Source organism: Niallia taxi, assembly GCF_004005475.1.
GTDB classification, from domain to species: domain Bacteria; phylum Bacillota; class Bacilli; order Bacillales; family Cytobacillaceae; genus Niallia; species Niallia taxi.
Window position 1 is genome coordinate 77,653 of record NZ_RZTZ01000004.1, and the last position, 20,867, is coordinate 98,519.

Sequence of the window (20,867 nt, forward strand, 5' to 3'; positions counted from 1 at the left end):
ATATGAAGAAATTGATGGTTTATCTTAAGCCTTATTGGAAAATCACATTGCTTGCACCACTGTTTATGGTGCTTGAGGTGTCGATGGATTTACTTCAGCCAATATTAATGGCGAAAATCGTTAATGAAGGAGTTATAGCAGGGGATTTGGAGACGATTAAGCGAACGGGAGTGCTAATGATACTTGTAGCCTTAATTGGCTTAATTGGCGGTGCTGGCTGTACGGTGTTTTCAAGTACTGCTTCCTTAAATTTTGCGACTGATTTGCGGCAGAGTGTGTTTGACAAAGTTCAGACCTTCTCTTTTCAAAATTTAGACCAATTTAAGGGTGGAAGTTTAATTACTCGGCTAACAGCGGATATAGTTCAGCTGCAAATGTTTATCATGACAGTTCTTCGCAGCATTCGTTCGCCACTTTTGACAATTGGAAGTGTCATTATGGCTTTTACGATAAGCGTAAAACTGGCAATCATTTTCGCAGTAACGATTCCAATATTGTTTATTGTCCTCTATTTCCTTATTCGTCACGCATTTCCTACATATACAGTTGTCCAGAAAAAGCTGGATAAGGTGAATACAGTACTGCAAGAAAACTTGATGGGGATACGAGTAGTCAAGGCGTTTGTGCGGACTGATTTTGAAAATGACCGGTTTGGGAAGGCGAATGGTGATTACACAAATTATGCTATTAAAGCAGCACGAATTGTTTCGTTAAATATGCCTGTTTTAATGCTTATTCTTAACTTCAGCTTAGTTGTCATTTTGTGGTTTGGAGCAAACGAGACATGGAATGGTGCCTTACCGGTTGGCGATTTGATTGCATTTATCAACTATGTGACACAAGTATTGTTTGCTGTAATGATGATAGGCATGATGATGATTACTATTTCCCGATCTAAAGTATCCGCAGACCGAATACAGGAAGTACTTACTACAGAATCTACTCTAACTGACAGGCTGCAAGCAGACCATCAGGCGGTTACAAGTGGGGAAGTGGTGTTTGATCGTGTCTCTTTCAGCTATGATGGACAATCGAATGTATTAAAGGAAATCAGTTTTGTAGCTAGTCCAGGGCAAACGGTTGCTATTTTAGGAGCAACGGGCTCTGGAAAATCGTCACTCGTGCAGTTAATTCCGAGACTATATGATGTAGCTGCAGGTAGTGTTTCTATTGATGGAGTAGATGTCCGTGACATTTCTTTAGAGCATTTACGCACATCTATTGGTGTGGTTTTACAGCAGTCCATATTATTCAGTGGCACCATTCGTGATAATATCACTTATGGAAAACCTGATGCAGCACAGGAAGAGGTGGAATTAGCAGCGAAAGCGGCTTGTGCTCATGAATTTATAATGAGTATGCCAGATGGGTATGATACGATGCTTGGTCAGCGGGGCATAAATTTGTCCGGTGGTCAAAAACAGCGTATTTCCATTGCAAGAGCTCTATTAGTGCGGCCAAGCATCTTAATATTGGATGACAGCACAAGCGCGGTAGACTTGGGAACCGAGTCTCGCATTCAAAAGGCCCTTGGAGAATTGCTAGAAAAAAGCACTTCATTTATCATCGCTCAGCGTATATCTTCTGTGCTGGAAGCAGATAAAATTATGGTGCTTGAGGATGGCAGGGTTTGTGCTGAAGGCACACACGAACAGTTAATGAAGGATAGTGAAGTATATCAGGAAATATACCGCTCCCAGCTTGGAAAGGAGGATGTAGTCTATGAGTGAAAGAAAAACCAACATTCCTCCACAACAGATGGGATTAGGAGGAGGACCAAAACATTTCCGCGGCAATATGCCTGTACAACGAGCAAATAACACGAAGGAAACATGCTTGCGGATATGGCGCTATATTGGCAAGCAGCGTAAAGGATTATTGCTTGTAGTATTCCTGACAATGGCGACAGCTATTTTAAACCTTTTAGGTCCTTATTTAATAGGTGCTTCGATAGATAAGTATATTATTACTCGTAACGCGCATGGTCTTGTCTGGTTTTGTGCAGGCTTGCTTGGAGTTTATGTATGCAGTTCTGCCACAACATGGCTTCAATCCTATTTCATGGCAGCAGTTTCTCAGAATACTGTGCAAGGGATGCGCAAGGACTTATTTGCCAGGCTTCAAAAGCTGCCCTTGAGTTTTTTTGATAGACAGTCACATGGAGAATTAATGAGCAGGACTACAAATGATATGGAGAGTGTCTCCAACACATTAAACCAGAGCTTTACAACTCTAATTTCAAGCATAGTTACACTTATCGGAGCATTATGTTTTATGGTAAGTCTGAATATATGGCTAACATTGTTGAGTTTTGTGACAATCCCGTTTGTTATGTTCCTGACTTCGAAAATTGCAAAGTTTACTAGAAAATACTTCACAAGCCAGCAACAGCACCTTGGCGAACTGAATGGTTATATCGAAGAAACCATTTCTGGACAGAAGGCAGTGAAGGTTTTTCACCGTGAGGAAAAGGTTAAGGCGGAATTTCAAGATATTAATGTAAAGCTGCGGGAGGCGTCTATCCGGGCTCAAATTTACTCAGGATTTATTGGTCCTGTTATGAATGTCATGAAGAATTCAAGCTTTGCAATTATTGCAGCAGCAGGTGGCTGGATGGCCCTTGAAGATATGGTCACAATTGGTGTTGTCGTTAGTTTCTTATCATACTCTAGACAATTTAATGATCCAATCAATCAAGTTGCCAATCAATTTAATATGCTTCAATCTGCCGTGGCAGGAGCAGAGCGTGTGTTTGAAATAATGGATATGGAATCAGAGTATGATGAAAAGCAAGCAGTTCATGATGTGCAGGGGATAAAGGGCGAAGTGATTTTTGAGAATGTATCATTTGGTTATCAGGAAGGTCATTCTATCTTAAAGGATATCACATTGACTGCCAAACCTGGCGAGACGATTGCTCTTGTGGGGCCAACAGGTGCCGGGAAAACAACGATTGTTAATCTGTTAACGAGATTTTACGAGATAAGCAGCGGAAGAATTACAATTGACGGTAAGGAATTACAATCTATCAGTAAGGATAGTCTTCGTCAACGTCTAGGGATTGTTCTGCAGGACGCTTATGTGTTCTCAGATACTATCAGGGAGAATATCCGTTACGGCCGACTGGATGCGACAGATGAAGAAGTAGAATACGTAGCACAGCTTGCTAATGCAGACAGCTTCATTCGTAAGCTGCCGAAAGGCTATGATACGGTCTTGACTGCAGAGGGAGGAAACTTAAGTCAAGGACAGCGGCAATTGCTGACAATTGCCCGAGCAATACTTGCTGATCCTTCTGTGTTAATATTGGATGAAGCAACAAGCAGTATTGATACAAGGACGGAAATGCAAATACAAGCAGCAATGGGACAGCTCATGAAAGGAAGAACAAGCTTTGTTATTGCCCACAGACTAAGCACAATCAGGGAGGCAGACACGATACTTGTACTGAATGACGGGGAAATTATCGAGCGTGGCAGCCATGATGAATTGGTTGAACAAAAAGGCTTCTATTATGGTTTGTATACTAGTCAATTTAAAAGGGTGATTTAATCGTTTGGGACAGCACAAAAATGGTGCTGTCTTTTTTATTTTATTAATAGAGATAAAAGGTAGTTTACTTTCACCGTCTTTTCACCAAAGACTACTAAACTACGAATATGAAAAGGAAAGGAGGAATAAGAACAGTGAATGCTAGCTTAAAAAAAGGTATTTTCTGGGGAGTAATGGTTGCTTCTATGACGCTTGTGATTAGCTTTATCTTTAATCAGATTGGAGGTGCTTCAACTGCAATGGCTGCAGGCTTTCACGACAGAGGAGGTCCAGGAGAAGCCGTGATGCATCACCAGGATATGGTGGTCCATGAGAGAGTAATGGTCAGCTATCATCATGAACCATCATTTTCATGGGTTTGGACACTATTCTTTATTCTCTTCCTGGTTACTGTGATTGTTTTAGCAGTTAAATTCTTCAGGAAGAAATCTCATGCTTCATCAATGCAGCAGTTTATCGACACTTCGATTATGAATACGCCAAAGCCATCTGTTAACTATAGCAATGCAACGATTTTAGACGAATGGGAAAAGAATACAGCAGAGCAAAAGGAGAGAATTTAAATGGGCATCTTTAAAAGGATAAAAACAATCGCAACAGCAGATATCAACAGTTTATTGGACAGTATGGAAGATCCAATTGCCATGCTGAATGAGTATACCAGGGAAATGGAGCAGGGCCTCACACATGCACAGGCAGCGTTATCGAGACAGATATTTGTGGAAAACAAACAAGCAGCACTTATAAAGCAAACAAAGGAGCTTATCGGAATAAGAGCGCGCCAAGCAAAGCTGGCCCTTGAAAAAGGGGACGAAGGCATCGCAAAATTAGCAGTTCAGGAAAAAATCACTCTTGAGCAGCAGTTGCATTTGTATGAACAGCAGCAGCTTGACCTTAAAGATCAAACAAATGTCCTGAAGGAAAGGTTCAATGAGCTTCAAGTGACATATAATGAGCTTCAGCATAAGAAGATTTTGCTTGCTTCCCGTGTAAATACAGCAAAATCAATTAAACAAATCCAAAAGGTTTCCGTAAATTTCAATGCTGATAATATCGTTAGAGGTATTGCGAAGCAAGAGGAGAAAATCCTCTATATGGAAGCAGAAGTTCAGGCTGGCAGCTATACATCCAACCATTATAGCGGCTATAACAAGACAAGCTTTTCCAATGTGAGTGAAGATGAAATCACAAAAGAATTAGAAAAGCTAAAGGTTGAAAAAGAAACCCTTTAATGAGTGGTTGATAAGAGTGGGAAGCACCAGGATATAAGAAGAGGTGCTTCCTTTTTAATATAAAGAGAGAGGAGTATAAAAATGACAGAGACAATCCAAAATCTACTTCACACAGATCCTAGTGTATTTCTAGATTATGATAGAGCACTGCCGATTTTTGTCTATCTAGCATTAGCACTAGCTGTTTCTATCTTTCCATTAGTGAAGGCTTGTTTATCCATATGGAATACATTGCTGTTAAACATTTTTAGTGATTTAGCGGCAGGCAGGAAAATACGTGGGCTACGGAATAAGAAAATGCTCGAGGCTAGGGCAGAAGGGAGTGCTTTTAAAGATGCTTTCTCTAGATATGTTGGGCATACAGGAGCTTTATTGGCAGCAATCGGGTTATTCTACTTAGTTTCGAAACAGCAGTATGAACTAATTCTATTGGTGTTAATTGCTCTGCTGGCGTTATCTATGCTGTTCTGGATTCGAACGTTTATAGGTTTTTTCTGGGCAATAGCTTCCATCATGCTTCTTGCCGCACCGCTTTATTATGGTCATGGCATTATCATTATGCATGTTGCGATTTTCCTCAGCTCTGTCATTCTCGTTCAGTCTGTTCTTCGGGCATTTGGTGAACTGAAGAGTAGTGTTTCAGAAAGAAAGATGAACAGAGGTAAAGGGTTTTTCGGTAGATTCAAATGGATTCCAGCAATGATTTTTAGCTTAGTACTGCTTAGTCAATCCCTGTATGCAGGCTTTTATATCGTAACAGCATTCTTAAGCTAATGTTAAGAAAGAACAGGTAGTATGCACACAGTAGTTAAGTAGTTGGAGATACAAGGACGAAATAAATAGAAATGAAGCCGAAGGAAAAGAAAAGGAGGAGCTTTACATGAACATACTCTTAGCAGAAGATGATTTGCAGCTTGGTGAGCTAGTGGAATTTATGCTGAAAAAGAAGGGCAGCTATAATATTGATTGGGTCATGGATGGAGAGGACGCATACGATTACGCGAAAGCCTCCCATTATGATATATTGATATTGGATTGGATGATGCCTAATGAGGATGGCGTGTCCGTTTGCAGACGACTGAGAAGCAGTGGTTACTCAGGAGCAATTCTTATGCTTACAGCAAAGGATGCGGTGGGTGACCGGATCATCGGATTAGATGCGGGAGCAGATGATTATCTTGTAAAGCCCTTTGAAATTGACGAGCTGCTTGCCCGTTTGCGAGCTCTTTCCCGCCGCAATTATGCACCTATCCTCGAAGAAAAGCTGTCCATTCATGAAATGCACTTGAATAGACTCAGCCAGACAATCAGTAATGGAGCGGAAGAAATCCAGCTAAGTCCGCGCGAGTTTCAGATGCTGGACTTGCTTGTTCAAAACCGCGGACAAGTTTTGCCAAGGGAAGTAATCCTAGATCGCATTTGGGGTCTTGACGCTGATGTATCGATGAAAATAATCGATGCAACAATTAAGCTTCTCCGTAAAAAACTAGATTTGATCGGTCAGCAGGGGTTTCTTCAGAGCATTAGAGGGGTTGGTTACAAATTTGAAAGCTAAAGTGCTGTCACTTTTCTCTATATGGAAAGACAGGAAAAATCAGGACGTCTTCAAAAGCACTCAATATCGGTTGACGGTGCTTTACAGCGGCTTGCTTATGCTGTTTTTGCTCCTTTTTATTGTTGTTGTTTATTTGTTATTATATTTTACTATCTTCAAGGAGCAAGAGCGTGAGCTGAAAGCAAGTGCAGTGCAGGAAGCAGCAAACATTGAGACATATTTAACCAAGACAAACCAAACAAGCCTTGTTGAATTTCAGTACCAGAAATCCCTTGAAAAGGATGTAGACCAATTTTTCTTTTATGTTGTTAATACATCTGGTTCTCTTGTTTTAGGGGATGAAACGATTTCTGACTCTCGTTCTGCCATACTAAGCAAGCTTGCCGGCTGGGACCCGGCTGAAAATGAAATTCGCACTGAATCAATAAAGGTAGCTAATATATCAACAGAAAGACGGTTTAAAAGCAGAGACAGAGGAGAGGAATTTCATTCTTCGCAAACAAAGGAGACTGTCAGATTACTTGTTGTCGCGCAGCCTATCTATCAACATGGTGAAGAAATTGGCATACTTTATATCGGAAAGGAAATCTCCTTTGCATACCAGCTCTTTAAGATGCTGCCATTTATTTTGCTTGGGATAGCTATATTGTTTATGGGAGTGGCTATTTATATTAGCTACTATATGTCCAAAAAAGCAATGATCCCTATTTCAAAGACTTTTGCAAGACAAAAGGAATTCGTCGCAGATGCATCCCATGAATTGCGAACACCTTTAAGTGTTATGCTGTCCTCCATTAATGCGATGGAAATGACCGCGGAATTTAAGGAAGAAGACTATTCCCATAAGCTTCTTGTTAATATGAAAAATGAAGTGAAAAGAATGGCAGGCCTAGTTGGTGATTTATTGACAATAGCACGCTCTGACTTGGAAAACTTGGAACTAGTAAATGAAACCTTTGATTTTTGTCCGTTAGCAAGTAAAACAATTGATTCATTAAAGACACTAGCCGGTTCAAAACAAATCAACCTGAATTTCCATGCACCAGAAGCATTGATTGTTCGTGGTGATTCTCAAAGATTTACACAGCTTTTGTACATTTTGGTTGAAAATGCTATTAAGTACACTCCAAACGGCGGAGAGGTGCTGCTTGCACTAATAACAGGTGATAAGGAGTTAATAGTGGAAGTTAGAGATACAGGCATCGGCATCGAACCGAAAGACCAGCAACGTATTTTTGACCGTTTTTATCGGACAGATAAATCGCGAACAAGACAAATCGGCGGTCACGGTCTTGGCTTATCTATTGCCAAATGGATTGTCGACAGCTATAAGGGAACAATTCGTGTATCAAGTGAAGTAGGAAAAGGCAGCATATTTACAATCAGATTCCCCATGCAAAAAGGGTATGAATAGAGCCTAAGAATCGGACTTTCTTTTAAGGAGTCCTTTTTTTATTTGCCAAAAAAGAAATGCTAGCGGAAAAGGAAATTGACTGTTGAATTAACTTGTATATACAAGTATACTAAATGTATGCGTTGTCATATTCGAAGGTGAAAGGGAGATCCAATATGAAAACAGAGAAAGAAAAAATGTTGGCTGGGGAAATGTTCAATCCTGCTGACCCAGATTTATCTAAGGAACGAAGGAACGCAAGAACGAAGGTTAGTCTATTTAATAACACATTGGAAACAGAAGGAGAAAAGCGGACTGCATTATTAAAAGAATTACTCGGTTCTACTGGAGAAAATGTACATATGCGTCCTAATATACGATTTGATTATGGTTATAACACATACGTAGGAGAAAACTTCTTTGCCAACTATGACTGTACCATTTTAGATGTTGCTGAAGTGAGATTTGGGGACAATTGTATGCTTGGACCTGGGGTGCAAATCTATACAGTTACACATCCACTTCATCCAGCTGAACGTAATTCAGGAAAAGAATATGCAAAATCGATTACGTTTGGAAACAATGTATGGATTGGGGGCAGTGCCATAATAAATCCAGGAGTAACAGTTGGAGATAATGTTGTAATCGCAGCAGGTGCAGTAGTTACTAAGGATGTACCAGAAAATGTATTGGTAGGCGGGAATCCAGCAAGAATCATTAAACATATTGAAATATAGAAAATCCAAACCATTCGTATTTATTATGGGGCTACCATTTTGCTTGGAAGAACTTGCAGATGCGTGTAATTTTTGATCAAAGAACTAACAAGGGGATGAAAAGAGTGAAAACGGAAAAACACAAAATGTTAAATCAAGAATATTACATTTGCTGGGACGAAGAGTTAACAGCAGAAAGAGAAAAAGCAAAAGATTTAGTCTATGATTTTAATAGTAGAAAACCATCGGAACGCATGGAAAGAAACCAAATCATTCAAAAACTGTTTCATTCAGTAGGAGAGAACGCATGGGTTGAGTCACCTTTTAATTGTGATTATGGATATAACATTACAGTTGGTGATAATTTCTATGCAAACACAAACTGTACAATTTTGGACTGCGCCAAAGTTACGATTGGAGATAATGTCTTAATTGGTCCAAATGTTAGTTTGTATACGCCGAACCATGCAATGGATGCAGCAGAGCGCAAGGCAGGTTATGAGAGGTCATTGCCTATTACCATAGGAGATAATGTATGGCTTGGTGGTTCAGTAACGATTGTTCCAGGAGTGACTATTGGTGATAATACTATAATTGGTGCAGGAAGTGTTGTCACAAAGGATATTCCTGCAGATGTTATTGCAGCAGGTGTTCCCTGTAAAGTCATCAGACCAATAACAGAAAAAGATACAGTTGGATTAGAAATTCATGCAGTAGATAATGATAAAAATCTCACAGCTAAATGAATTTACAGGGACAATGCAAAAGCAGGCATTGTCTTTTTTTTTAGCTTCCGCAGCAGATGATGAAATATTACCTTTGTTTTAATATAAATTTATATCCTTGCATTAATAAGTATACCTGTTAACAGGAATAATGAAGACTGGTCAAACGTATTCTATTTCGAACCAACTTAGAAATTTACAGTAGACGGGGGGGATGAATGTATGGAAATTGTCAACATAGCTTCCATTCTAGTTGCGATTATATTTGTGTTCATAGCAGTCTTTCAAATATTACTTTCACTTGGATATCCATTCGGAGAGTATGCAATGGGGGGATTTTACAAGGTTTTACCTAAAAAATTACGCATTGTGAGCTTCATAAATGCCATCATTCTTTTATTTATGGGTCTTGTTTTTCTACTCCACACTGGAGCATTAAATGGTTTTCATTTTTTACCTACAAACATACTAGTATGGGTTATTACCATATTCCTTGGTTTAAATACATTAACAAATTTAATTTCTAAAAGTAAAAAGGAAAGGTTCGTTATGTCACCATTTTCCATTATTCTTTTTTTCTGCTGTTTATATATATCTTTTTCGTAGAAGACATGTAATAAGGAATTCTGTTTTTTCACTTTTCTCTAGTACTATCTCGAGGGTTGATGTATAGTTATAAATTAAATCCTAGTATCAAAATATCCTTCAGATACATTTAATAAATCATTGCCATTTTACATAAAGGACATTATTACGTTGTTAATTGTATAGAAAGTTTATGGATTTCGATGATAAGGTTGACTCCCTTGCAATAAACATGATATAAGCATAGATAACGTATTATATTATGACCTAATAGAATTAGTGGAGAGAGGTAGAATTATGGAACATCATAGTAAGATTATCGACTGTACCATCCGTGATGGAGGTTTAGTCAACAATTGGGATTTCAGTGTAGAATTTGTTCAGGACTTATATAATGGTTTAAGTGAAGCTGGCGTTGAGTATATGGAGATCGGTTATAAAAATTCTGCAAAGCTTTTAAATGTGTCTGAGCCCAACCCATGGAGATTTCTTGATGACAACTTCTTGAAAGAGATTATACCGGAGAAAAAGTTCACAAAGCTTTCTGCATTAGTCGACATTGGACGAGTAGATCCAAATGATGTCCTGCCTCGTGAGCAAAGTGTGCTGGATATGATCCGGGTAGCTTGTTATATTCGTGAAGTAGATAAAGGCTTAGAGCTTGTTAAGCTGTTCCATGATTTAGGCTACGAAACATCACTTAATATTATGGCATTATCCAGTGTACCTGAGAAACAGCTTATTAAAGCATTTGATATGGTGAAAGCAAGCCCAGTGGATGTTGTTTATATTGTGGACTCCTTTGGAAGCTTAGATCCTTCTGATATTGAGCATCAAGTTAATAAATTTAAAGAAATGCTTCCAAATAAAAAGCTGGGAATACATACTCATAACAATATGCAGCTGGCATTTGCCAATACATTAACTGCATATCAACACGGAGTTACATTCCTTGATTCATCTGTATATGGAATGGGCCGTGCTGCAGGAAACTGTAATACAGAGCTTTTAGTTGGCTATATCCAAAAACCAAGCTATGAGCTTAAGCCAGTTCTTGGAGTTATTGAAAAGCATATGGTAGAAATGAGACAAAAGTGGGAATGGGGCTATATTATTCCTTACATGATTTCTGGTGTGCTTAATGAGCATCCACGTGTAGCCATGGCATACCGTGACAGTGAAGACAGAGATAAATTTGTAGATTTCTATGATAAGGTAACTACACCAGAGTCTTCGCTAGCACCGGTTTCAAAATAATTTGAGAATTTAACTATGTTGTTTAAACCAAGGACTGAAAATCGGTTCTTGGTTTTTTGTTTAAGAGTACAATCATGGCAGGGCTGTGCAATCAGAATTATTCAAGATAAAGATGCTGTTCAAAAGTTTAACGTATACAAAAAAACATAGATAGTTGAGGTCAACAGCTCATCCATCTATGTTTTTTGTGATTTTGAGAATTACAAAACAAATAATTCCTTATGACAAACTTGAAAATTTAGTTTGAATGTCTTGTAAAAATACGGAAGCAGCAGTGGAAAAAACATGGTGCTTTTTCCAAACAATATTTAATCCTGATTCTAGTTTTGGATCAAGTGGTCTAAAGCAAAGATTGCTGTCACTGGAAGTGTTCACAATCTTATCAAGGGTTATTGCATAACCAATGCACTCCTCAACCATTATGGCAGCATTATAGGCGAGATTGTATGTTGTTACCACATTTAATTTTTCAAAATCCTCTCCAAACCAATCGGCAAAATCATTTTTTGAGTAGGATTGTTGGATGGCTTGTCGTGAACAGATTAACGGAACATTTAGTAAGTCAGAAGATTGAATCGTAGCTTTAACTGCAAGTGGACTGTCTTTTCTCATGATAACTCCCCAAACATCTTTATCAGGGATATTGATGTAATTATATTTGGACAAATCGGCGGGTTGAATTAAAATACCAAAGTCAAGTAAGCCCTTATCAAGCCGATCTGTTACATCTTCTTCATTGCCGCTGTAAAGATGATAGCGGATATTAGGGTATTTTAACTGTAAATCCTTAACTACTCTTGCAATTTGCTTCATAGCCTCTGTTTCCCCGCCACCTATGTAAACATCCCCACTCACGGTATCTTCCATAGAGTTAAATTCTGCCTCTAATTTACTAACCATATTCACAATTTCTTCAGCTCTTTGTCTTAATATCAAGCCTTCATCTGTCAGAATGATGCTGTGACTGCTGCGAATAAACAGTTTTTTTCCTAATTCTTGCTCTAAATCCTTTAATTGTCTAGATAAGGTTGGCTGAGTAACATGCAGCAAGTCAGCTGCCGCGGTTATGCTTCCTTCCCTGGCAACTGCAAGAAAGTACCGTAATACTCTTAATTCCATTTATTACACCTCCTGTTAATTGTTTTAGTATATAGATAACTGAAATGCTTATCAAGCATATCTTGTTATTTGATATAGGTATTTGTTATGGAGAGATTCTATCGCTAAAATTAAGAACAAACAACAGAATAAAAGTCTATGAGAAGAAAGGAAGGTTATCTAATATGTATTCTATTCAAGACAAAGTTGTTGTAATCATGGGAGCGTCAAGCGGGATAGGTGAAGCGACCACTAAAAAACTGGCAGAAGCAGGAGCAAAATTAGTGATTGCAGCTCGCCGAGAAGACCGTTTAAAGGCAATTGTTGAAGCAATACCTAATGCTGATATTTCGTATGCAGTTGCAGATGTGACGAAAGAAGAAGAAGTGCAAGCAGTGGTTGATCTTGCGGTTGAAAAACATGGCCGTGTTGATGTGCTTTTTAATAATGCTGGCATTATGCCGACAGCATCTCTTTCAGAAAAACGCTTTGCTGAATGGCGTCAACTGTTAGATATCAATATTATGGGCGTGTTAAATGGGATTGCTGCAGTATACCTATCATGCAAAAACAACAATCTGGACAAATTGTGACGACGGATTCTGTCGCTGGACATGTTGTATTTCAGCAAGGTGCTGTTTATTGCGGAACTAAGTTTGCTGTTCGTGCCATCATGGAAGGCTTGCGCCAAGAGGAACGTCATAACAACATCCGCAGTACGTTAATCTCTCCAGGAACGGTAGATACGGAGCTTCACACAACAATTAATGATATAGAAAGACGAAATTGGGTAGAGAATCTTCAGCGTACAAACGGCCTGCAAGCAAGCGATGTTGCCGAAGCGGTTGCATATGCAATTAGTACCCCTGAAACTGTCGCAGTGAGTGAAATTATTATTCGTCCAACAAAACAAGAAGATTAATAGATACTGCCAGTAAACAAAATATTCTGCCGCAAAAGTAACTAATAAAATTTGTGGCAGTTTTTTATTTTTCATAAGAGGTGAATATTCTTGGTTAAACAAAACAAGCTACTTATATTTATATTGACGATCGGTGTGTTTGGCATTATTAATACGGAAATGGGTGTTATTGGCATACTGCCAACTCTGGCAGAACATTTTGGTGTTAGTATATCAAAAGCAGGGTTGTTAGTTAGTCTTTTTGCACTCGTGATTGCTGTTTCAGGTCCAACAATGCCGTTGTTTTTTGCCGGTATTGACCGGAAGAAGGTAATGCTGCTTGTTCTTGGTATTTTCGTATTAGGGAGCGTTGTTTCTATATTTACTACTAACTTTACAGTGGCCTTACTTGCTCGGATTGTACCAGCTTTTTTTCATCCAATCTATTGTTCATTAGCCTTTTCAGTTGCTGCTGCCTCTGTCAGCAAAGCAGAAGCCCCAAAAGCTGTTTCAAAGGTGTTTATCGGTGTTTCAGCAGGCATGGTTGTCGGTGTGCCAATTGCCAGCTTCCTTGCCAATACAGCTTCCTTACAAATGGCAATGGCCTTCTTTGCTCTTATAAATATCATCGCATTTATTGCTACGATGATATATATACCTTCCATGCCTGTTAAAGAGAAGCTTTCATACGGCAGTCAATTATCGGTGTTAAAAAAACTTATTACATGGCAATCGATTGTTGCCGTTATTTTCCTTAATTCAGCAGTATTTGGAGTGTACAGTTATTTAGCTGAATATTTGAAAACTGTAACAGCTATGTCTTCGAATAGTATTACTATCATGTTAGTCGTATTTGGAGGAGCTAATATAATTGGCAATATTGTCGCAGGGAAGCTGCTTACAAATAATGCCGCGAAATCTGTCATGGTTTTTCCCTTCGCATTGGTAGCAGTTTATATAGCCTTATTTCTGTTTGGACAGTTTTCGATTCCTGTCGCTGTTATTACGTTAGTTTGGGGAATTTTAGCTGGAATAGGTGGAAATATCAATCAATATTGGATAATGTCTTCTGCTCCTGAAGCTCCTGACTTTGCCAACGGTTTATTTATATCATCTTGTAACGTAGGAACAACAATTGGTACTGCTGCAGGTGGATTATTCATTTCTGGCATCGGAACAGAATATGTCATATTTGTTGGAATATTATCCTTAATATTGGGTTTAATATCTATTATCGTAAGAAACTACTCGAAGCAATCTCAAACAAAACCACTTGCCAGCTAACATTTAAGAGGGAGCGTGTACTTGTTGGTAACAAAGATAACAGTTCAATTGCCTCGTGGACTTCAAGCAAGAAATACAACGACTTTTGTCTATAAAGCACGTTCTTTTAGCAGTGATGTTATTCTTACAAAAAGAAATGATTCTTCAAACGGAAAAGAAATTATGAAGGTTATGGACTTAAATGTAAATAATGGCGATGAAGTCACTTTATATGTTAATGGTGTTGATGAAAAGATTAGTATGGACACACTAAAGAATTTTCTATTAAACAAGTAATAACTTATACCTTTTTTCGCATTTCGAGAATTGCACCATAATAGCTATGTTGATTTTTCTTGGGACGGGAATGAATGGCTGCAATGCAAATACGTATAGCTCACTTGGACACCCCTTAGAATGCCTGATTTCAGCTGGATTATTTGCTTGCAGCCCTCAAGGAAAGGACCAATCTGTACATTTTGATTTCCTTTCCATTAAGAATTATCATCTGATCCGAAACTTATGCTCACCTATAGTCAGCATCTTATGAAAATATTCCTATAGGCAGCTTTATTTTCAGTTACCCAGTGGTAACTTTTTTTATTTAATGGTTTATTTTTTTTGAGATTTTTAAAAGGTTTCATGAATAATAGTTCCGGTTTTAGATATATCATAATCTCCTAAGGAATGAATTTCTGCCTGAAATTGCGCAGAGGATAATATATTCTTTACCTTATTAATGACTAGCTCATTTTCCGGAGTTTTTAGCATTACTAAATCATAGCTTTCTGTTATTAATGGAACAAAATCAATGCCAACCATTCTTGCGGCTTTTTCAATTCCCACTCCTGTATCTGCAACCCCGCTTGAAACCGCAGATGCAACACTATAATGGTTCGATTCTTCATGCTGGTAGCCTGTAATATCACTAGAGGATATTTTATGTATTCTGAGCTGTTCATCAAGGAGTATGCGGGCTCCTGATCCTTTTTCTCTGTTAACAAGCTTTACTCCTTTATCCTTTAAATCAGACCATGTGGAAAGGTTTAAAGGATTTCCCTTCTTCACATATAAACCTGCTCTCCTTGATAAGAGATGGAGTAATATATAAGGCTGTCCAACTAAAATTCTTTGTAAATAGGGGACATTATACTCTCCTGTATCGCCATCAAACATATGTAAACTAACAATATCATTTTTGCCATTATACATTGCTATAAGACTATTTAAACTTCCTGTATAAGAGCGTAATGCTTGATAAGTAGAGTCTTTCTCCATATATTTACCGAGTATGTCAAGGACCATATCCTGTCCACTAATAACAATGGTATGTGGGTTCTTTATTTCGTTTCTGGGAGACTCAAAATCAGTTATTTTTACAGGTATTATTTGGTTTGATTTTTGATTTTTTATGTAAGCATTTAAATCATCTGCGTCGATTCTCATTTGTCTGCCAACACGGAATACAGGAATTTCTCCTTTTTTAACAATGTCATACATAGTTAATTTCGATACCTTTAATAGTTGAGATACTTCTTCAATTGTATAGGAAAACTCTTTTGACATATGCATCCCTCCACTTTGTATTTTAACGTAAATGCTTAAAAAAAGGATGAATTATTAAAAATTCACACAATTGCCTCTTTTTTACAGATTTCGACCTTTTAAATTGATTATAATTAGTTATAATTAGTTATAACCAATTATAAAAAGGAGTAAGAATATGAAAAAACTATGGCTTTCTTTATTTTCCATGTTTATGGTATTAATCCTCATTACTGGTTGTGCTACTAATGAACAATCGGGAGCAACAGAAGAACAAGATAAGCAAGAATCACCGCAGGAGAATGTTGAACTAACAATTTCAGCTGCTGCTAGTTTACAAGATGCTTTGACTGATATTCAAAAAAGCTTTGAGAAGGAACATGAAAATATTAAACTTAGCTTTAACTTTGGAGGATCTGGGGCACTGCAACAACAGATTTCTCAAGGAGCGCCTGCAGATATCTTCTTTTCTGCAGCAGAGGATAAATTTCAAAAGCTAGTGGAGGATGGCATTATTGATGAAAAGGATGGTACAGATCTAGTAGGTAATGAGCTTGTGCTTGTAACACCTAAAGGCGCAGATAAAGGAATAAATACGTTTGAGGATTTAACTAAAGCGGATAAGATAGCCCTTGGTACTCCAGAATCTGTTCCTGCAGGACAATATGGTAAGGATTCATTAGAAAGTCTTGGACTATGGAGTGAGGTTGAAGGGAAAGTCGTATATGCAAAAGACGTAAGGCAAGTACTTACATATGTGGAAACGAATAATGTGGATGCAGGTATTGTCTATAAAACAGATGCATTAACTTCTGATAAAGTTGAAATAGCTGCTGCTGCAGAGGAAAATACACATGATGCAATTATTTATCCAGTAGGGGTTATTAAAAATAGCTCTCATTTTAAAGAGGCTGAACTATTTTACGAGTATTTAAAGAGTGATGCCGCTATGAAGGTTTTAGAAGAATATGGATTCAAGGGTTTAAATTAATTCTAAATGGCAACGAATTTTTGGACACCCGTTCAATTATCAATTGAAATAGCAGCTGTTTCCACGATATTAGTAATTATTTTAGGTGTGTTTTTAGGAAGACTAATGGCAGTCAGGAAGTTCAAAGGCAAAATTATAATTGATACGATTTTCCTCTTACCGTTAGTTTTGCCGCCCACCGTTGTAGGTTTTTTGTTAATCATCATTTTCGGACGAAATAGTCCAGTAGGTCAATTGCTTGAGTGGTTTTTTAAGCAGCCAATCATGTTTACCTGGTGGGCTGCGTTAATTGCTTCAACTATCGTTGCGTTCCCACTTATGTATCAATCTGCCAGAACAGGGTTTGAGGCAGTTGATGAAGATATTGAGAATGCTGCTCGCGTAGATGGAGCAAGTGAATACCATTTATTTATGTTTATATCTATTCCGCTTGCCATTAAAACAATCGTTTCAGGAGCTATTTTAAGCTTTGCAAGAGCATTAGGGGAGTTCGGGGCAACGTTAATGTTTGCAGGGAATATACCTGGCAAAACACAAACCATTCCGACAGCCATTTATGTTGCGCTTGATTCGGGAAACATGGAAATGGCTTGGTTATGGGTTTCAAGTATAATAGCTATTTCTTTCTTGATGTTAATATTTGTGCATTTTATAAGGACTTGATCTAAAGAAAAACACTTGAAAGCTCAAAACCTCCAATATTTATTGGAGGTTATTTTTGTATGTCTATATGTGTTTGACCTAAAGCATGCTTGCATCTTCCCGCATAAAATAACCATTAGAAGGGGGGATTATTTTGCATCCTAGTATCATAACAGGGCTTAATGGAACACTTTATCAAAACTTTCCTAATCCAGCATATGGAGCATGGAACCAAAAACTGCTGGGAAGTGCGCCATATCATTATAATATTGGCGGCTATCAATTTATGATTTCACCAAGACCTCCAGGAGAACAAATATACTTTCCGTATATGGGACCGAGTGTACCAGCAATATTTAGAAAATGATCATCCAGCTGCTAATCGCTGCTGGCTTTTTTCCTTAAGTACAAAGTAGCCTGCTTTCATTTATAAATAGGTCATTTTTTGTTTTATAAGTAAATAGATATTTAATATGACGCTATTTGTTAACCTATGTCTTCTAGGCAAACATATGAAAATATGGTAGCGTTTTCTTTTGGTTTGTTGGATAATTTACATAGAGAATATACAAATCAGATTTTTAAAATAATGGAGGAGGAAAAAAATGAAAAAGACACTGTATCTTATGAGACACGGACAAACATTATTTAATCAAAGACGGAAGATCCAAGGCTGGTGTGACTCACCACTCACACAATTGGGTATTAATCAGGCTAAGGCTGCTGCAGAATACTTTAAAGAGAGCAACATTGTGTTCGATCAAGCATATTGTTCTACTTCTGAAAGGGCCTGTGACACACTTGAGCTAATAACTAATATGCCATATACAAGATTAAAAGGTTTAAAGGAATTCAGTTTTGGTACCTTTGAAGGAGAAAGCGAAGATCTAAATCCACCCTTGCCTTACAATGATTTTTTTGTGAAGTATGGCGGAGAGGATCAAAAGGAAGTTCAACAAAGAATGGTTACGACTTGTAAAAAAATAATGGACGAAGATAATGCGATTGTTCTAGCTGTGTCACATAGTGGAGCTTGCCGAAACTTCATGAGATATTGGGAAAACACAAGCAATATCAACCAACAAGTAATAATTGGAAATTGCTGCATTCTAAAATTTGAATACGAAGATAATCAATTCACCCTTGTTGAAATAATAAACCCTAATGTAAGTGATATTAGAGATGAATTTCCTGTCGTTTCTTAAATTAAAAAATGAAATGGAGACACCCTGATTTATGATAGGGTGTCCTTTTACTTTAGCTATAAAGTATGAGCTTTCTCTAATGTATTATCTATCCTTCGATAAGCCTTCACTCTCCAAAGGATAAAGAAGGAAAGCAGGACTAGTAGCAGACAAACTATGTTAACAAACCGATAGCCTATCAATGTGGCAAAAAGACCGCCACCAAGATTGCCTACTAATCTTCCAATAGTAGAGCCATTTGAGTAAATAGTTGCAGACATTCCAGGTGAATTAGGAAGCAAGTCGGTAAAGTAACTAAGCCCATTGCCCATAACTATTGCAACGAAAACAGCTTGAAGTAACTGTGCGGCTATAAGCACCCAAGAAGCTGTGGAGGTTGATAGAATAATAAAATAAAGACCGGCAATAAAACAGCTGATCATCATTAAAGAATGATTGGTTATTTTTCTGCTTAAGGCACCAAGCGCAATCATTATTGGAATTTCTAAGCCTGCACAAACACTGACGACAATCCCCACAATAGCATGGCTGCCATGCAGTTCATTAACAATAAAAAGTGGTGTGTTTATGGCATTGATAGCATTAACAGCAAAGAGAAGAATAAAGGCGAAAAAGGGGTATCTTATTTGCCTGTTTTTAAAAATAGAAACAGAAGTTTGTGATTTATTCTTCTTTTTAGTAGGAATAGTGTTACTTTGATTACGGAGAAAAAAGACTACGAGTGCTGCAATTATCAGGAAAATGGCGGAAGTACCAACAAACAGTCCATTATAGCCAGCTATTCCTAAGATCAAAGTACCTCCTAACGGTCCAATAAGGAACCCAAGTGAAACAAGGGAGCGTAATGTAGACAGTGCAAATGTTTTATCATCACTTTTACTAGCGTTAGCCGATTCCTGTGCGAATGCGAAGATTTGAGGCATAGCAGCAGCCCCTAAGCCGTTAAATAGTGTAACTACAATTAGCAGAACAAAATAGTTGTGAAATAATAAGTAGGATACGTATCCAATAGCAGAAGAGAGCATTGCTATTACTATGATTGATTTTCTGTTAATACCGTTGTCTGACCGCTTGGCAATAAAGGAATTTATGAATACCCCACTAAGTGAGCTAACAGCCATGAAAATCCCAAATGATCCTGCGCTCATTCCCAATTCCTCGGTTGAATACAATGATAAGTAGGGCATTGTTATTGAGATGCCTGTGCCGACGAGGAGCATACAAATCATGAAAAGGCTATACCCTTTAATTGTGAACAAATTCTTTATGCGTATTAGCAATCCTTTTCGCCACCTTTAATTAATCCGTTAAAATATATTTTTCAAAAGCGTAAGCTACCCCATTTTCATCGTTTGATAGTGTTACTACGTCACTGTGTTTTTTTACTTCTTCCTCCGCGTTCCCCATTGCAATAGACAAACCAGCTGCATGAAACATTGGGATATCATTAATTTCATCCCCAATAGCTACTGTATCCTCGATCGGAATATTAAAAAAACGGGCCATTGCCTTTAATCCATTCCCTTTATGTCCATTAACGTGTGTAACTTCAAGATTAAATGGAGAAGAGGAGGTAACATAAGTGTCCTCTATTGTTTCTAAAAGTGCTTTAACCCGGTTTTTTTGGATTGGGTCAAGACCTAAAATTAGAAACTTTATTACAGAAGATTCAATATTTAGTAATTCTTCTGGTTGATTAAAGAATGGCTGGCCATACACATGTGGAGGTGTCGTAAACATTTTATAATCTTTGTGGTCGTAATAGTCACTTGGGACAAGTCCGGATGCTACCACCTTTTCAAAGCGGTCTAGCCAATCTTTATGTGCAAATGTACTAATATTTGTACATATTTTATATGGCATTACTTCTTTTTCTAGTTCTAACACAATCTTTTGGCATTGAAGCAGAGGTAGTGAAGTTAACTCTATTAATTGCCCATTAGCGTATATTTCTGTTCCATTGTTTCCGCCAACATGTAAATCCAAATCATATTTTGCGAGCTCTGCTATCACCGGTGTTGCCGATCTGCCTGTTAATGCCATCACAATATGCCCTTGTTTTTGAGCTTTGCGGATTGCTTGAATTGTCTCTGTGGTAATGACCTTTTTTGAATTTAAAGTAGTACCGTCTAGGTCTAGTGCTATAAGCTTCATAGGTTTTCTCCCCTTACTTGTTTTGTATATTCATTTCATACTTTTTAATAATG

General features: G+C 37.9%; 20 protein-coding genes and 1 pseudogene. 17 read left to right on the forward strand and 4 right to left on the reverse strand.

Annotated features, from left to right (window positions below; genetic code table 11):
- Window positions 1–2 precede the first annotated feature (2 nt).
- The 10 genes from EM808_RS11860 to EM808_RS11910 all read left to right on the forward strand — a co-directional run bounded on the left by EM808_RS11860 (window position 3) and on the right by EM808_RS11910 (window position 11,015).
- The gene (locus EM808_RS11860) at window positions 3–1,730 is read left to right on the forward strand and encodes an ABC transporter ATP-binding protein (RefSeq protein WP_127738434.1); all 1,728 of its coding nucleotides are present in this window, start codon (window positions 3–5) and stop codon (window positions 1,728–1,730) included.
- Complete coding sequence (locus tag EM808_RS11865; RefSeq protein ID WP_127738435.1) at window positions 1,723–3,552, forward strand: ABC transporter ATP-binding protein; 1,830 nt, start codon at window positions 1,723–1,725, stop codon at window positions 3,550–3,552. Before EM808_RS11860 ends, EM808_RS11865 begins: the two co-directional genes overlap by 8 nt.
- A 134-nt stretch (window positions 3,553–3,686) precedes the next feature.
- Complete coding sequence (locus tag EM808_RS11870) at window positions 3,687–4,115, forward strand: hypothetical protein (protein WP_127738436.1); 429 nt, start codon at window positions 3,687–3,689, stop codon at window positions 4,113–4,115.
- A complete protein-coding gene (locus tag EM808_RS11875) occupies window positions 4,116–4,784 on the forward strand; it encodes a PspA/IM30 family protein (RefSeq protein ID WP_127738437.1) in 669 nt (222 codons plus the stop codon).
- A gap of 81 nt (window positions 4,785–4,865) precedes the next feature.
- Window positions 4,866–5,558: a M50 family metallopeptidase gene (locus EM808_RS11880; protein ID WP_127738438.1), complete on the forward strand. Its 693-nt coding sequence runs from the start codon at window positions 4,866–4,868 to the stop codon at window positions 5,556–5,558.
- 106 nt (window positions 5,559–5,664) lie between these two features.
- Window positions 5,665–6,339 carry a response regulator transcription factor gene (locus EM808_RS11885; protein WP_127738439.1) on the forward strand — a complete coding sequence of 225 codons (675 nt, stop codon included), beginning with the start codon at window positions 5,665–5,667 and terminating at the stop codon, window positions 6,337–6,339.
- Window positions 6,329–7,753 carry a sensor histidine kinase gene (locus tag EM808_RS11890; protein ID WP_127738440.1) on the forward strand — a complete coding sequence of 475 codons (1,425 nt, stop codon included), beginning with the start codon at window positions 6,329–6,331 and terminating at the stop codon, window positions 7,751–7,753. Before EM808_RS11885 ends, EM808_RS11890 begins: the two co-directional genes overlap by 11 nt.
- A gap of 155 nt (window positions 7,754–7,908) precedes the next feature.
- Window positions 7,909–8,469: a sugar O-acetyltransferase gene (locus EM808_RS11895; RefSeq protein WP_127738441.1), complete on the forward strand. Its 561-nt coding sequence runs from the start codon at window positions 7,909–7,911 to the stop codon at window positions 8,467–8,469.
- A 104-nt stretch (window positions 8,470–8,573) separates the two neighbouring features.
- Complete coding sequence (locus EM808_RS11900) at window positions 8,574–9,194, forward strand: sugar O-acetyltransferase (protein WP_127738442.1); 621 nt, start codon at window positions 8,574–8,576, stop codon at window positions 9,192–9,194.
- An 861-nt stretch (window positions 9,195–10,055) separates the two neighbouring features.
- Entirely contained in the window at window positions 10,056–11,015 is a 960-nt protein-coding gene (locus tag EM808_RS11910) for an aldolase catalytic domain-containing protein (protein ID WP_127738444.1), read from the forward strand.
- Window positions 11,016–11,234: 219 nt separating this feature from the next.
- On the opposite strand, the gene EM808_RS11915 is transcribed toward EM808_RS11910, so the two are convergent.
- Window positions 11,235–12,134 carry a LysR family transcriptional regulator gene (locus EM808_RS11915; RefSeq protein WP_127738445.1) on the reverse strand — a complete coding sequence of 300 codons (900 nt, stop codon included), beginning with the start codon at window positions 12,132–12,134 and terminating at the stop codon, window positions 11,235–11,237.
- 164 nt (window positions 12,135–12,298) lie between these two features.
- Between EM808_RS11915 and EM808_RS11920 the strand changes: the two are divergent.
- The 3 genes and pseudogenes from EM808_RS11920 (at window position 12,299) to EM808_RS11930 (ending at window position 14,574) form a co-directional block, all read left to right on the forward strand.
- Window positions 12,299–13,035, forward strand: a pseudogene (locus EM808_RS11920) (SDR family oxidoreductase).
- Between the two features lie 90 nt (window positions 13,036–13,125).
- Window positions 13,126–14,298 (forward strand): MFS transporter, encoded by a 1,173-nt coding sequence (locus EM808_RS11925; protein WP_127738446.1) that lies wholly within the window; start codon window positions 13,126–13,128, stop codon window positions 14,296–14,298.
- Between the two features lie 21 nt (window positions 14,299–14,319).
- Window positions 14,320–14,574: an HPr family phosphocarrier protein gene (locus EM808_RS11930; RefSeq protein WP_127738447.1), complete on the forward strand. Its 255-nt coding sequence runs from the start codon at window positions 14,320–14,322 to the stop codon at window positions 14,572–14,574.
- 333 nt (window positions 14,575–14,907) lie between these two features.
- On the opposite strand, the gene EM808_RS11935 is transcribed toward EM808_RS11930, so the two are convergent.
- The gene (locus tag EM808_RS11935) at window positions 14,908–15,843 is read right to left on the reverse strand and encodes a substrate-binding domain-containing protein (protein WP_127738448.1); all 936 of its coding nucleotides are present in this window, start codon (window positions 15,841–15,843) and stop codon (window positions 14,908–14,910) included.
- Between the two features lie 157 nt (window positions 15,844–16,000).
- Here EM808_RS11935 and modA point away from each other — a divergent pair, with 157 nt between their 5' ends.
- From modA to EM808_RS11955, 4 genes are all read left to right on the forward strand, one after another.
- The gene (gene modA / locus EM808_RS11940) at window positions 16,001–16,813 is read left to right on the forward strand and encodes a molybdate ABC transporter substrate-binding protein (protein WP_127738449.1); all 813 of its coding nucleotides are present in this window, start codon (window positions 16,001–16,003) and stop codon (window positions 16,811–16,813) included.
- 6 nt (window positions 16,814–16,819) lie between these two features.
- Window positions 16,820–17,476, forward strand: coding sequence for a molybdate ABC transporter permease subunit (gene modB / locus EM808_RS11945; protein WP_127738450.1), 657 nt, complete (start codon window positions 16,820–16,822; stop codon window positions 17,474–17,476).
- A gap of 133 nt (window positions 17,477–17,609) precedes the next feature.
- A complete protein-coding gene (locus EM808_RS11950; RefSeq protein WP_127738451.1) occupies window positions 17,610–17,822 on the forward strand; it encodes a hypothetical protein in 213 nt (70 codons plus the stop codon).
- A gap of 238 nt (window positions 17,823–18,060) precedes the next feature.
- Window positions 18,061–18,660, forward strand: coding sequence for a histidine phosphatase family protein (locus EM808_RS11955; RefSeq protein ID WP_127738452.1), 600 nt, complete (start codon window positions 18,061–18,063; stop codon window positions 18,658–18,660).
- A 56-nt stretch (window positions 18,661–18,716) separates the two neighbouring features.
- Here the strand turns inward: EM808_RS11955 and EM808_RS11960 are convergent, their stop codons facing one another.
- Both EM808_RS11960 and EM808_RS11965 read right to left on the reverse strand, forming a co-directional pair.
- Window positions 18,717–19,940, reverse strand: a complete 1,224-nt coding sequence (locus tag EM808_RS11960) for a sugar efflux transporter (RefSeq protein WP_127738453.1) — start codon at window positions 19,938–19,940, stop codon at window positions 18,717–18,719.
- Between the two features lie 19 nt (window positions 19,941–19,959).
- Complete coding sequence (locus EM808_RS11965; protein ID WP_127738454.1) at window positions 19,960–20,814, reverse strand: Cof-type HAD-IIB family hydrolase; 855 nt, start codon at window positions 20,812–20,814, stop codon at window positions 19,960–19,962.
- Between the last annotated feature and the right edge of the window lie 53 nt (window positions 20,815–20,867).

What these genes read in the sequence shown, in the direction of transcription:
- EM808_RS11860 (WP_127738434.1), top strand. Translation starts at nt 3, where the DNA reads ATGAAGAAATTGATGGTTTATCTTAAGCCTTATTGGAAAATCACATTG.
- EM808_RS11865 (WP_127738435.1), top strand. Translation starts at nt 1,723, where the DNA reads ATGAGTGAAAGAAAAACCAACATTCCTCCACAACAGATGGGATTAGGA.
- EM808_RS11875 (WP_127738437.1), top strand. Translation starts at nt 4,116, where the DNA reads ATGGGCATCTTTAAAAGGATAAAAACAATCGCAACAGCAGATATCAAC.
- EM808_RS11880 (WP_127738438.1), top strand. Translation starts at nt 4,866, where the DNA reads ATGACAGAGACAATCCAAAATCTACTTCACACAGATCCTAGTGTATTT.
- EM808_RS11885 (WP_127738439.1), top strand. Translation starts at nt 5,665, where the DNA reads ATGAACATACTCTTAGCAGAAGATGATTTGCAGCTTGGTGAGCTAGTG.
- EM808_RS11895 (WP_127738441.1), top strand. Translation starts at nt 7,909, where the DNA reads ATGAAAACAGAGAAAGAAAAAATGTTGGCTGGGGAAATGTTCAATCCT.
- EM808_RS11910 (WP_127738444.1), top strand. Translation starts at nt 10,056, where the DNA reads ATGGAACATCATAGTAAGATTATCGACTGTACCATCCGTGATGGAGGT.
- EM808_RS11915 (WP_127738445.1), bottom strand. Translation starts at nt 12,134, where the DNA reads ATGGAATTAAGAGTATTACGGTACTTTCTTGCAGTTGCCAGGGAAGGA.
- EM808_RS11935 (WP_127738448.1), bottom strand. Translation starts at nt 15,843, where the DNA reads ATGTCAAAAGAGTTTTCCTATACAATTGAAGAAGTATCTCAACTATTA.
- modA (WP_127738449.1), top strand. Translation starts at nt 16,001, where the DNA reads ATGAAAAAACTATGGCTTTCTTTATTTTCCATGTTTATGGTATTAATC.
- modB (WP_127738450.1), top strand. Translation starts at nt 16,820, where the DNA reads ATGGCAACGAATTTTTGGACACCCGTTCAATTATCAATTGAAATAGCA.
- EM808_RS11955 (WP_127738452.1), top strand. Translation starts at nt 18,061, where the DNA reads ATGAAAAAGACACTGTATCTTATGAGACACGGACAAACATTATTTAAT.
- EM808_RS11965 (WP_127738454.1), bottom strand. Translation starts at nt 20,814, where the DNA reads ATGAAGCTTATAGCACTAGACCTAGACGGTACTACTTTAAATTCAAAA.